Source organism: Streptomyces odonnellii, assembly GCF_000981895.1.
Classification (GTDB): domain Bacteria; phylum Actinomycetota; class Actinomycetes; order Streptomycetales; family Streptomycetaceae; genus Streptomyces; species Streptomyces odonnellii.
The window spans coordinates 1-13,028 of record NZ_LATD01000349.1 but is presented as its reverse complement, the minus strand read 5'-3'; the positions used below and the strand labels follow the sequence as shown (position 1 = coordinate 13,028).

The following is a 13,028-nucleotide window of genomic DNA, read 5'->3' as shown; positions in this document are numbered from 1 at the left end:
GAGATCGTCTGCATGCTGCCGCTGGTGGTGCCGCCGATCGCGCTGGTCACCGGGGTGACCACGGTGCTGCGCTGGGGACCAGAGCACTTCTCCCGCACTCCGCTCTACCAGACGTTCCTCGCGGTGCAGAACGAGTCGTTCCCGATCGTGCTGGTGCTCGCCTACACCGTGCTGGCGCTGCCGTTCGTCTACCGCTCGCTGGACGCCGGGCTGCGTGCCATCGACGTACCGACGCTGGTGGAGGCCGCGCGCAACTGCGGTGCGAGCAGGCCGTATGTGATCCTGCGGGTCATCCTGCCCAATCTGCGCTCCGCGCTGGCCGGCGCCTCCTTCCTCACCCTGGCGCTGGTCCTGGGCGAGTTCACCATCGCCTCGCTGCTCGGCTTCCAGCCCTTCGCGGTGTGGATCGTCACCGTCTCGGGTGCCGAGGCACGGATGTCGGTGGCGGTGTCCCTGCTCAGCCTGCTGATCACCTGGGTGCTGCTGCTGGTTCTGTCGCGGGCGGGCGCGCGTGCCTCGGCCGCCACTCCGGCCCCTCCGGCCACTCCCACCTCGTCCACCGCTCCGGCCCCCGAGGCCTCTTCCGTCTCCGGCAACGTATCCGGCAAGGAGTAGTCCCCCATGTCATCCACCTCCACAGCGACCGCGGAGCGGCCGGAGCCGGCCGCGGCCGGCGGCGCCCGGGTCGAATTCCGGGGCCTGCGCCGGGCCTTCGGCCCCACCGTCGCCCTCGACGGCCTCGACCTGACGGCCGAGCCCGGCGAACTCCTCGCCCTGCTCGGCCCCTCCGGCTGCGGCAAGACCACGGCGCTGCGCGTCCTCGCCGGCTTCGAGCACCCTGACTCGGGCGAGGTGCTGGTGGACGGTGAGGACATCACCCGGGTGCCGGCCAACCGGCGCGACGCGGGCATGGTCTTCCAGTCGTACAGCCTCTTCCCGCACCTCAACGCGCGCGACAACGTGGCCTTCGGGCTGCGCGTACGGAAGGTGTCCGCCGAGGAGCGGCGCGCCCGCGCCGCCGAACTCCTCGATCTGGTCGGCCTGCCCGCCCATGGCGACCGCTTCCCGCACCAGATGTCCGGCGGTCAGCAGCAGCGGGTGGCGCTGGCCCGCGCGCTGGCGCTGCGCCCGCGCGTCCTGCTGCTCGACGAGCCGCTCTCGGCGCTCGACGCCAAGGTCCGGCTCACCCTGCGCGAGGAGATCAGGCGCCTCCAGCTCTCCCTCGGCATCACCACCATCTTCGTCACCCACGACCAGGAGGAGGCGCTCTCCATGGCCGACCGGGTGGCGGTCCTCAACGCGGGCAGGCTGGAGCAGTGCGCGCCGCCCGCCGAGCTGTACGAGCGGCCCGCCACCGCCTTCGTCGCGGAGTTCGTCGGCGCGATGAACCGGCTGCCGGGGCGTCTCACCGACGGCGGTCTGGTCGCGGTCGCGGGCGTCGAACTGCCCGTGGACGGCGAGATCCCGGCCGGCCGCGAGGTGGAGGTGCTGATCCGTCCCGAGAACATCACCGCCACCGCCGATCCTGCGGGTACGGCCACGGTCGTCTCGGCGTCCTTCTTCGGCGCGGTGACCCGGGTCCTGCTCGATCTGCCCGGCGGCGGCTCGGTCAAGTCGGACGTACCGTCGCGGGACGCCGGTGAGCTGGTGCCCGGGGTGCGCGCGAGGGTGGAGCCCGCGCGGCGCCCGGTCCTCGTGGTGCCCGCCGCCGGTTCCGCCGGTGCCTCTGCCGCTGTTCCGGCCGCTGGCAAGGGCGCGTGAGGACGCCCGCGGCGGTCCTCTTCGACATGGACGGCACGCTCGTCGACACCGAGGTGCTGTGGTGGGAGTCGGCGGAGGAGGTCGCGGCCGGTCTCGGCCACCGGCTCTCCGCCGCGGACGCGCCCCAGGTCGTCGGCCGCGCGGTCGCCGATACGGCCGCTCATCTGGTCCGGGTCTCGGGCGGCGGCCGTGCCGACACGGTCGCGGCCGAGCTGGCCGGGTCCTTCTTCCGGCGGGTGGAGGCGGGTGCGCCGCTGCGGCCTGGCGCCCGTTCGCTGCTGGCCGGGCTGGAGCGCGCCGGGGTGCCGTTCGCCCTGGTCAGTGCCTCGCCGCGGGCCGTGGTGGACTCGGTGGTGGCGGGCTCGCTGGCCGATGCCGGCTTCGCCTTCACGCTCTCGGCCGACGACACCGTACGGACCAAGCCGCACCCCGATCCCTATCTGGCGGCGGCCCAGCGGTTGGGGGCGCCGCCCGGGGCGTGTGTCGCGGTGGAGGACTCGCCGGACGGCACCGCCTCGGCCCAGGCGGCCGGGTGCGCGGTGCTGGTGGTGCCGTCGCTGCTGCCGGTGGAGCCGGCGCCCGGGCGGTATTTCGCGCGGAGCCTGGAGGAGGTCGATCTCGCGGTGCTGAGCGGCTGCACACCCGGCGCGTGTGACGGCAGGGTTACGGGGACCGCGGCCGGGTCCGGAGAGCGTCCGGATCCTGGAATCACGGAGCCGGTAGGGGCGTGATTCTCGCCACGTTTGATCGGCGTATAGCTCACATGAGCGACTTGTGAGTGCATGCATCTCTGGAAGGGGTGGCGCGGCGCGCCACCCCTTTCGTGTTCATCTCCTGAACTCAGACGTCGATGTCCTAGCTCAGATGAGCATCGCGCGTCATGGGCAGGTCATGTCCGCTTCGAGGCGTGAAGACGCCATCAAGAATGGGCCCGGCCGGGGTCACTTTCGATCTGCTGGCGGATGGGTGGTTAAGACCGTATGACAGGCAAGTGGACGTACCGAGGTACCTTCGAAATGGGTATGTTCCTCGCCGTCAGGGCAGCCACCGCGTCTTCGAGGAGTCGAGACCCGTGCCGGAAAAGAATGATCCCCACTCAGACTCAGCCGAGAAATTCGTCTATGACTTCACCGAGGGCAACAAGGATCTCAAGGACCTCCTCGGCGGCAAGGGTGCCAATCTCGCCGAGATGACCAACCTCGGGCTGCCTGTCCCGCCGGGCTTCACCATCACCACCCGGGCCTGCAACATCTACCTCGACAGCGGCAAGGAACCGGCGTCCCTGCGCGACGAGGTGAGCGCCCATCTCGACGCCCTCGAACAGAAGATGGCCAAGAAGCTCGGCCAGCACGACGACCCGCTGCTGGTCTCCGTACGCTCCGGTGCCAAGTTCTCCATGCCCGGCATGATGGAGACCGTCCTCAACGTCGGGCTCTCCGACGCCTCGGTGGCCGGGCTCGCCGCCCAGGCCGGGGACGAGCGCTTCGCGTGGGACTCGTACCGCAGGCTCATCCAGATGTTCGGCAGGACCGTCCTCGGTGTCGACGGCCGGCTCTTCGAAGAGGCGCTGGAGGAGGCCAAGCAGGCCAAACAGGCCGCCACCGACGTGGACTTGGAGGTCGGCGACCTCAAGAAGCTGGTCAAGCACTTCAAGAAGATCGTCTCCCGGGAGGCGGGCCGCGACTTCCCGCAGGACCCGCGCGAGCAGATGGATCTCGCGATCCGCGCGGTCTTCGAGTCCTGGAACACCGACCGCGCCCGGCTCTACCGCCGCCAGGAACGCATCCCCGGCGACCTCGGCACCGCCGTCAGCGTCTGCTCCATGGTCTTCGGCAACCTCGGCCCCGACTCCGGCACGGGCGTCGCCTTCACCCGCGACCCCGCCAGCGGCCAGCAGGGCGTCTACGGCGACTACCTGCAGAACGCCCAGGGCGAGGATGTCGTCGCGGGCATCCGCAACACCGTCGCCCTCGCCGAACTGGAGACCATCGACAAGAAGTCGTACGACCAGCTCATGGGCATCATGGAGACCCTGGAGACGCACTACCGCGATCTGTGCGACATCGAATTCACCATCGAGCGCGGCCAGTTGTGGATGCTCCAGACCCGGGTGGGCAAGCGCACCGCGGGCGCCGCCTTCCGGATCGCCACCCAGCTCGTCGACCAGGGGCTGATCGGTGAGGCCGAGGCGCTCCAGCGGGTCAACGGCGCCCAGCTCGCCCAGCTCATGTTCCCGCGCTTCGACGAGGACGCCAAGCGCGAGCTGCTCGGGCGCGGGATCGCCGCCTCACCGGGCGCGGCGGTCGGCAAGGCGGTCTTCGACTCGTACACCGCCATCAAGTGGTCGCGCTCCGGCGAGCAGGTCATCCTCATCCGCCGCGAGACCAACCCCGACGACCTGGACGGAATGATCGCCGCCGAGGGCATCCTGACCTCACGCGGCGGCAAGACCTCGCACGCCGCCGTCGTCGCCCGCGGCATGGGCAAGACCTGTGTCTGCGGCGCCGAGGAGCTGGAGGTCGACACCAAGGCACGCCGGATGACCGTCAACGGCACGGTCGTCGAGGAGGGCGACGTCGTCTCCATCGACGGCTCGACCGGCAAGGTCTACCGCGGTGAGGTCCCCGTCGTACCGTCGCCCGTCGTCGAGTACTTCGAGGGCCGGATGCACGCGGGCGCCGACGACGCCGACGAACTGGTCGAGGCCGTGCACCGGATGATGGCGTACGCGGACCGCCGCCGCAGGCTGCGGGTGCGCGCCAACGCCGACAACGTCGAGGACGCCCTGCGCGCCCGCCGCTTCGGCGCCCAGGGCATCGGCCTGTGCCGTACGGAGCACATGTTCCTGGGCGAGCGCCGCGAGATGGTCGAGAAACTGATCCTCGCCAACACGGACGACGAGCGCGAAACGGCACTCGGCGCGCTGCTGCCGCTCCAGAAGCGGGACTTCATCGAGCTGTTCGAGGCGATGGACGGGCTGCCGGTGACGGTCCGTCTGCTCGACCCGCCGCTGCACGAGTTCCTGCCCGACATCACCGAACTGTCCGTACGGGTCGCCCTCGCCGAGGCGCGCAAGGACCACAACGAGAACGATCTGCGTCTCCTCCAGGCCGTGCACAAGCTCCATGAGCAGAACCCGATGCTCGGGCTGCGCGGGGTACGGCTCGGCCTGGTCATCCCCGGTCTGTTCGCCATGCAGGTACGGGCCATCGCCGAGGCCGCCGCGGAGCGCAGGAACGCCAAGGGCGACCCGCGCGCCGAGATCATGATCCCGCTGGTCGGTACGGTCCAGGAGCTGGAGATCGTCAGGGACGAGGCCCAGCAGGTCATCGCCGAGGTCGAGGCCGCGACCGGCACCGAACTCAAGCTGGCGCTCGGCACGATGATCGAGCTGCCGCGCGCGGCGCTGACCGCGGGACAGATCGCGGAGGCCGCGGAGTTCTTCTCCTTCGGTACGAACGACCTCACCCAGACCGTCTGGGGCTTCTCCCGGGACGACGTGGAGGCGAGCTTCTTCACGGCGTATCTGGAGAAGGGCATCTTCGGGGTGTCGCCGTTCGAGACGATCGACCGGGACGGTGTGGGCTCGCTGGTACGGAGCGCGGCGGAGGCGGGCCGCGCCACCCGGCCGGAGCTGAAACTGGGCATCTGCGGTGAGCACGGCGGCGACCCGGAGTCGGTGCACTTCTTCCACGAGGTGGGCCTGGACTATGTCTCCTGCTCGCCGTTCCGTATCCCGGTGGCACGGCTGGAGGCGGGGCGCGCGGCGGCGGCCTCGGCCGGCAGTGACTCGCGGTAACGCCTGATCCACGCCGAATCCACGCGAGGTCCGTCGCCGCCAAGGACCCCGGAGCGTACCCGCCGGTTCATCCCGACCCTCACCGGCCCGGCGGGCGGCTCCGGAAGAGGACGAAGGGGCGGGCGCCCTGTGCGGGGGCGCCCGCCCCTTCGTTCTGCCCTCGCTATTGAATTGCGTTACGGGCCAACGCGGTGGAGCGCGGCCGGCGGATCCCCACCCACCGGCCGCGCTCCCTTTCCACAAGTCGGACACGGAGCCGCTGCCCCGGCCGGCCGCCGCCGAGCGCGCAAAGCCCCCCACGGCCTTCGCCGCGCCTATTCGGCCGTCCGGGATTCCTGCCCGACGCTGTACAGCCTTTCGGCTCGGACCCGGTGGCCGCGACGCGTTTCAACTGTGGCTGAAACACCGTGGTAACGGCCTGTGATGGCATGCATACTCGGTGCGGGGGAAACGCTGGCGCAACAGGTGGGGGTGTCGATGCTGCGTATTCATTTTACCGGGAAGGACCTCGGCGGGGTCCGGATGGCCGCCGGTCCCGATCCGCTCTGGGAAACGATTCTCAGCTTTCATCGAATAAGGGATCGACGGGGGCCACTTGTCTTCGGGGAATGGCGTGAGGAAACCCGAGCCCGGCTGAAAGGCGGGAAAGGCGAAACGGCTCTGCTCTCCGCGCTCGTTCCGCCGCGCGGCTATTTTCCGGATTTCCTGACGCCGATGGAGGGGCGGCCCGGCATGGACACGGGCCTCGAAGCGATACGCGCCACCCCGCCCGAGCGGGTCCGCGCCGAACTGGCGCTGCTGGCCGTCGAACGGGCCCGGCCGCCCCGGTCGTTACGCGGACAGCCGCCGGGCAAGCGGCCCATGGAGCCGTCGGCCGCGTGGCCGGACGGCACACCGCCGCTTCCCGCGCTCGTCGAGGCCCTCCGTACGTACCACCGCGCCGCGATCGAACCGTACTGGCCGCACATCCGGGCCAGGACCGAGGCGGACCGCGCGCTGCGCGGCCGGGCGCTGCTCGACGGCGGCGCCGACGAACTGCTGTCCACCCTGCCCCCGATGCTCCGCTGGCGCTCCCCGGTGCTGGAGGCCGACTATCCGGTCGACCGCGAACTGCGCCTGGACGGACGGGGACTGCTGCTCCAGCCGTCGTTCTTCTGCCGCGGCACCCCGGTCGTCCACCGGGACCCGGGACTGCCGCCGGTCCTGGTCTACCCGGTCACCCACGCCGACCCGCCCGCCGTCACGGACCGCTCGGGGCCCTCGCTCGGACGGCTCGTGGGGCACACCCGGTCCGCGGTCCTGCGGGCCATCGAGCACGGCTCGACCACCAGTGAACTGGCCCGCAGGACCGGGGTGTCGCTCGCCTCGGCCAGCCAGCACGCCTGTGTGCTGCGCGAGGCGGGCCTCGTCGTGACACTGCGCCACGGCAACGCCGTGCTGCACACGCTCACCCCGCTGGGCGCCGCCCTGCTGAGGGGCGGCGCCACTATGGACGGGGTCTACGCGCGGAACGGCCCGGTCACCTCGTAGGTGATGCCGCCGGACGAACTGCCGCTGGTGCCCCGCTGGCTGGAGAAGTAGAGGCGCTTGCCGTCGGGGGAGAAGGCCGGTCCGGTGATCTCGGAGCCGGACTGGCCACCGATCCGCAGGAACGGCGCCACCACGTCGTTCGGCGTGATGACACAGATCTCCATGTTCCCGCCGTCCTCGGCGACGAAGAGATCGCCGGACGAGGAGCCGGTGACATTGTCGACCCCGGTCAGCGGCGCGGAACCGGACACCAGCGAGTCGTCGTAGGCCAGCTCGATGGTCCCCGCGGCCACGTTGTACTGCCAGACCCGGTTGTCACCCTTGGTGGTGAACCAGCAGGTGTTGTCCGCGTAGTAGCAGCCCTCGCCGCCGTTGAAGCGCTTTGCGCCGGACACCTGATTGCGGGTGGCCGTCGAGGCGCCGCTCGGGTCGGGGACCGTCGCCCAGCTCACCGGGCCGCTGGTGGCCGAACCGCCGACCAGCACCTCCAGCCTGCCCGACGACAGATCGCCCCAGGTGGTGGGGGTGAAGCGGTAGAAGCAGCCGTCGGTGGTGTCCTCGGTGAGGTAGATGGTCCTGCGGACCGGGTCGGCCGCCGCCGCCTCGTGCTTGAAGCGGCCGAGGGCCTCCCGCCGTACCGCCGCCTTCGCGCCCCACGGGTCGGTCTCGTACACGTACCCGCGGTCCACCTCCTCGCAGGAGAGCCAGGTGTTCCAGGGCGTCTTGCCGCCCGCGCAGTTCTGGTGGGTGCCGGAGAGGATCCGGTACGCGGCGGTGATCGCGCCGGTCGAGGAGAAGCGGATCGCGCTCGCGCCGCCCGAGGGGTCGATCTCCGAGTTGGAGACATAGATCCAGCCGGTGCCGTCGGCGTAGCAGGCGCCGCCGTCCGGTGCGCTGTGCCAGGTGTACGAGGTCCCGGGGACCTGCTGTCCCGACCGGGCGACGACCCGGCTGGTGAATCCGGCGGGCAGGCGGATGTTGTTGGCGTCCGCCGTGCCGAGTGCTCCATAGGGGCCCGCTCCCGGCTGGGCCGGGGCGGCGTAGGCCGCGCCGCGCCACAAGGTGCCGCCGAGGGCGGCGGCCGAGGTGCCGATGACCGCTCCGCGCAGGAAACTGCGACGTTCCACTGGTCGCTCCATGGGGGTGTGGAGACCGCCCCGCGGCGCCGGCCGACGGCGCGGGGTCGCACGGCGTAGCAGCCTAGGGGCTCTGCGTGGCCGATGGCTGAACGGCTGGTGAGACGGAGCCGTCCGCCCCGCCCCCTGCCGCCCGCCACCGTTTGTTTCCGTCCGGTGTCGGTTCCGTTGACGAACACCCATGGCGCCTCTACCTTCCCAACAGCGCTCTCGAAAGTTTCTGTGAACTTTCCGAAATCACGTGAGAGAGGGACGATCGTGAGGAAACGTAGCATCTTATCAAGAGCAGTATCCCGGGCGGGATCCGGAGCGGTGGGATCCCGGGCCGCGGCGTCCCGGGCCGCGTCACTGATCTCCGTACTGGCCGCGACCGCCGTCGCCCTGGTCGGACTCGCCGCTCCCGCGCAGGCCGCGGAACCCGTCCTGCGCGACCTCGCCTCGGCGAAGGGCATCTACTACGGGACGGCCGTCACCGGCTCCAAGCTGAGCGGTACGTACGGATCCATCACCGGGGCCCAGTTCGACTCCATCACCCCCGCCAACGAGATGAAGTGGGGCTCCGTCGAACCGACGCGGGGCACCTTCAACTGGGCGGGCGCCGACCGGGTGGTGGACTTCGCCGAGGCCAACGGCCAGCAGGTGCGCGGCCACACCCTGGTCTGGCACAGCCAGATGCCAAACTGGCTGGCCAACGGCAACTTCAGCAACACCGAACTGCGTACGATCATGACCGACCACGTGACCACCGAGGTCACCCGATACCGGGGCCGTATCCACCACTGGGACGTCGTCAACGAGCCGCTCAACGAAGACGGCACCATGCGGACCAGCAAGTTCTACACCCAGCTCGGCGAGTCCTACATCGCCGACGCCTTCCGGGCCGCCCGCGCCGCCGACCCCGCCGCCAAGCTCTACATCAACGACTACAACACCGACGGCACGGGCCCCAAGAGCAACGCGATGTACTCCCTGGTCCAGCGGCTCAAGGCACAGGGTGTGCCGATCGACGGCGTCGGCTTCCAGGGCCATCTCATCCTCGGCCAGGTGCCGTCCACCCTCCGGGCCAACCTCCAGCGCTTCGCCGACCTCGGGGTGGAGGTGGCGATCACCGAGCTGGACATCCGGATCGCGCTGCCCGCCTCCGACGCCGAACTCGCCCAGCAGAAGGCCGAGTACAACGCCGTCACCAGCGCCTGCCTGGCCGTTACGCGCTGCGCGGGCGTGACCGTCTGGGGCTTCACCGACTCGGACTCCTGGATCCCGGACGTCTTTCCCGGCCAGGGCGCGGCCACTCCGTACGACGAGTCCTTCCGGCCCAAGCCGGCGTACTACGGGATCGCGGAGGCGCTCGGCTGGACCGATGACGGCGGCGACCCCGGTGACCCGGGCGACCCGGGTGATCCCGGCCCCACCACCGGGTGTGCGGTGAGCTATGCCGTCCAGAGCCAGTGGAACACCGGCTTCACCGCCAATGTGACGGTCAGGAACACCGGCTCCACCGCGCTCAACGGCTGGACCCTGCGCTGGACCTGGCCCTCCGGCCAGAGCGTGACCCAGGCCTGGAACGCGACCGTCACCCAGTCCGGCGCGCAGGCCACCGCCGTGAACGCCGCTCACAACGCGGCGATCCCGGCCGGCGGTTCGGCGAACTTCGGGTTCAACGGCGCCTGGAGCGGCGGCAATACCGCGCCGAGCGCCTTCACTCTGAACGGGGCGGCCTGCGCTACGTCGTAACCGCGCCGGCCCGGGGCGCGGCGGGGACCGGTACATGCCCGGGTGCCGCTGCCCGCCGTGCCCGCACACGTACCTCATAGGTCTGGACGGCGGCCTCGTCGTCGTCCAGACAGCGGCCCGTCAGCAGGTCGAAACGCTGTTTGAGCAGCGGGGACGCGACGAAGGTCCGGCCCTCGTGGGTGCCGATCAGACCCCGGGACAGGACATGCGCGCCCGAGAACGGATCGCGGTTGCCGATCGCGTACGGGCGTCCCGACCGGTCCAGGAACACCGCGGCCTGGCGCCCGTCGGGCAGCAGCGCGGCGACTCCGCGGCCGGGGGTGAGGGCCGACAGCGCGCAGACGGTGAACCACTGGCCGTCGTCGAGCCGGAGTTCCAGGGTGGGGTCGGAGTCCGTGCCCGCGTCCGTGTACGCGTTCGTGTTCGGGGCCGAGTCTGTGCGCGTGTATGAATACGAGTCCGTGTTCGTGTTCGGCACGGCGGCGGATCCGCCCGTGGTCCGGCTCATCGCGCGTTCACCGGTTCCAGCGTGAGGACCGTCAGATCCGGCTTCACCTGCTCGCGCTCCGGTACGAACTTCACGGACGGGTCAGGCACATCCGGCGCGTTGACGAAGGAGACGAACCGTCGCAGCCGGTCCGGGTCGTTGACGGTCTCCGCCCATTCGTCGCGGTAGCCCGCCACATGCGCCTCCATCAGCCGCTCCAGCTCCGCGCACAGCCCCAGCGAGTCATGGACCACCACGTCCCGCACATGGTCCAGGCCCCCCTCGATCCGCTCCAGCCAGGCCGAAGTCCGCTCCAGCCGGTCCGCCGTACGGATGTAGAACATCAGGAACCGGTCGATCAGCCGCACCAGACCGTCGTCCGTCAGATCCTGCGCGAGCAGATCCGCGTGACGCGGATCGGTGCCGCCGTTGCCGCCGACGTACAGGTTCCAGCCGTTCGCCGTCGCGATCACCCCGAAGTCCTTGCCGCGCGCCTCCGCGCACTCCCGCGCGCACCCCGACACCGCCGACTTGAGCTTGTGCGGCGAGCGCAGGCCCCGGTAGCGCAGCTCCAGCGCGATGGCCATCCGTACCGAGTCCTGCACGCCGTACCGGCACCAGGTCTGCCCCACACAGGACTTGACCGTCCGCAGCGACTTCCCGTACGCGTGTCCCGACTCGAATCCGGCGTCGACCAGCCGCGCCCAGATGTTCGGGAGCTGGTCCACGCGGGCGCCGAAGAGATCGATCCGCTGACCGCCGGTGATCTTGGTGTAGAGGCCGAAGTCCCTGGCCACCTCGCCGATCACGATCAGTTTCTCCGGGGTGATCTCCCCGCCGGGAATCCGGGGCACGACCGAGTACGACCCATTGCGCTGGATATTCGCCAGGAAATGATCGTTGGTGTCCTGAAGCGCGGCCTGTTCGCCGTCCAGGACATAGCCGCTCACCCCCAGCTCGGGGGCGAGCGAGGCGAGGACCGAGGCGACCGTCGGCTTGCAGATCTCACAGCCGTCCCCGCCGCGCGCCCCCTCCGCGCCGTGCGAGTCGAGCAGTGCGGCGTACGAGGTGACGCGCAGGGTGCGGACGATTTCGTACAACTCACTACGGGTGTAAGGGAAGCAGCCGCACAGCCCCTTGGCGCCCGGGGCCGAGGGGAGGAGCCGGCCGATGACCTTGACGCAACTGCCGCAGCCCGTCCCGGCCTTGGTGCACCGCTTGACCTCGGCCAGATCAGAACAGGCGCTGATCGCACCCTTGGTGACGTTGTGGCAGCTACAGATCACCGCGCTGTCCGGCAGTGCCTCCGGACCGAGCGCCGCCGGTGCCCCGGCGCCCGCGGGCAGCACCAGCCGCTCGGGAGGCACCGGCGGTACGGAGCCGGTGAGCGGGCGGAGCGTGCCGTACGCGTCGGCGTCGCCTACCAGGATCCCGCCGAGCAGCGTGCCGTCCGGGTCCATCACCAGCCGCTTGTACACCCCGGAGCGGGAATCCGCGTATACGACGTCGAGCGAACCGGCCGCCGCGCCCCGGGCGTCGCCGAACGACGCCACATCCACCCCGAGCAGCTTCAGCTTCGCCGACTGATCCGCGCCGGTGAAGGCGGGCCCGGTCTCGCCGGTCTCCCCGGCCAGCACCCGCGCCACCGTCGAGGCCATCTCGTACCCGGGCGCCACCAGCCCGTACACCCGGCCGTCCGCCGCCAGCGCGCACTCGCCGATCGCGAAGACCGCCGGATCGGAGGTACGGCACTGCTCGTCGACCGCGATCCCGCCGCGCTCGCCGATACGCAGACCGGCCTCACGCGCGAGCTGGTCCCTGGGCCGTACGCCGGCCGAGAAGACCACCAGATCGGTGGCGACGACCGAACCGTCCGACAGCGCCATCCCGCTGACCGCGCCGTTCGCGTCCGTCAGTACTTCCTGAGTGCCCACGCCCGTATGGACGGCCAGCCCCATGGACTCGATGGTGCGCAGCAGGGCCGCGCCACCGCCGTCGTCGAGCTGGACGGGCATCAGCCGCGGGGCGAACTCCACGATGTGCGTGTCGAGTCCGAGCCCCTGGAGCGCGCCCGCCGCCTCCAGCCCGAGCAGCCCGCCGCCGACGACCGCGCCGGTACGGGCGCTCCGCGCGTACTCCTCGATGGCGAGCAGGTCCTCGATGGTGCGGTAGACGAAACAGCCGGTGGCGTCCTTGCCGGGCACGGGCGGTACGAAGGGGTACGAGCCGGTGGCGAGGACGAGGGTGTCGTACGCGACGGTGCGTCCGGCCTGTGAGGTGACCGTGCGCGCGGCGCGGTCGACGGCCACGGCCGGGTCGCCGAGCAGCAGCTCGATACCGTGGCGCGCCACGAAGTCCGGCTCCACGAGGCTGAGTTCATCGGGGGTACGACCGGAGAAGTACGAGGTCAGCCGGACCCGGTCATAGGCGGGCCGGGGCTCCTCGCCGAGGACCACCACCCGGGCTCCGTCGGTCACGCCCCGCTCGGCGAGGGCCTCCAGGAAGCGCTGGGCGACCATGCCGTGGCCTACGACCACGATGGTCGGGGCGGCGGCCGGGGGCCTGGGGGCAGTGCCCGGCA

Annotated in this window: 9 protein-coding genes; 6 read left to right on the top strand and 3 right to left on the bottom strand. The window is 70.8% G+C overall.

The window, feature by feature from the left end:
- The 5 genes from WH07_RS28890 to WH07_RS28870 form a co-directional block, all read left to right on the top strand.
- A partial coding sequence (locus WH07_RS28890; RefSeq protein ID WP_046506224.1) for an ABC transporter permease occupies positions 1–615 on the top strand: 615 nt, incomplete at its 5' end.
- A 6-nt stretch (positions 616–621) separates the two neighbouring features.
- Entirely contained in the window at positions 622–1,761 is a 1,140-nt protein-coding gene (locus tag WH07_RS28885; RefSeq protein WP_046506216.1) for an ABC transporter ATP-binding protein, read from the top strand.
- Entirely contained in the window at positions 1,758–2,492 is a 735-nt protein-coding gene (locus WH07_RS28880) for an HAD family hydrolase (RefSeq protein ID WP_269801396.1), read from the top strand. The genes WH07_RS28885 and WH07_RS28880 overlap by 4 nt, the downstream gene beginning before the upstream one ends.
- A gap of 341 nt (positions 2,493–2,833) precedes the next feature.
- Positions 2,834–5,560: a pyruvate, phosphate dikinase gene (gene ppdK, locus WH07_RS28875; RefSeq protein WP_046506214.1), complete on the top strand. Its 2,727-nt coding sequence runs from the start codon at positions 2,834–2,836 to the stop codon at positions 5,558–5,560.
- Between the two features lie 477 nt (positions 5,561–6,037).
- Positions 6,038–7,090 (top strand): ArsR/SmtB family transcription factor, encoded by a 1,053-nt coding sequence (locus tag WH07_RS28870; protein WP_107073655.1) that lies wholly within the window; start codon positions 6,038–6,040, stop codon positions 7,088–7,090.
- Here WH07_RS28870 and WH07_RS28865 read toward each other — a convergent pair.
- On the bottom strand, positions 7,060–8,217 hold the full coding sequence (locus WH07_RS28865; RefSeq protein WP_046506209.1) for an alkaline phosphatase PhoX: 1,158 nt from the start codon (positions 8,215–8,217) through the stop codon (positions 7,060–7,062). The two genes, WH07_RS28870 and WH07_RS28865, sit on opposite strands and share 31 nt — an antisense overlap.
- A gap of 321 nt (positions 8,218–8,538) precedes the next feature.
- Between WH07_RS28865 and WH07_RS28860 the strand changes: the two genes are divergently transcribed.
- Positions 8,539–9,960, top strand: a complete 1,422-nt coding sequence (locus WH07_RS28860; RefSeq protein WP_046506207.1) for an endo-1,4-beta-xylanase — start codon at positions 8,539–8,541, stop codon at positions 9,958–9,960.
- On the opposite strand, the gene nirD is transcribed toward WH07_RS28860, so the two are convergent.
- Positions 9,950–10,468 carry a nitrite reductase small subunit NirD gene (gene nirD, locus WH07_RS38195; RefSeq protein ID WP_079023639.1) on the bottom strand — a complete coding sequence of 173 codons (519 nt, stop codon included), beginning with the start codon at positions 10,466–10,468 and terminating at the stop codon, positions 9,950–9,952. The genes WH07_RS28860 and nirD overlap by 11 nt on opposite strands.
- A partial coding sequence (gene nirB / locus WH07_RS28850; RefSeq protein WP_046506205.1) for a nitrite reductase large subunit NirB occupies positions 10,465–13,028 on the bottom strand: 2,564 nt, incomplete at its 5' end. The genes nirB and nirD, both read right to left, overlap by 4 nt.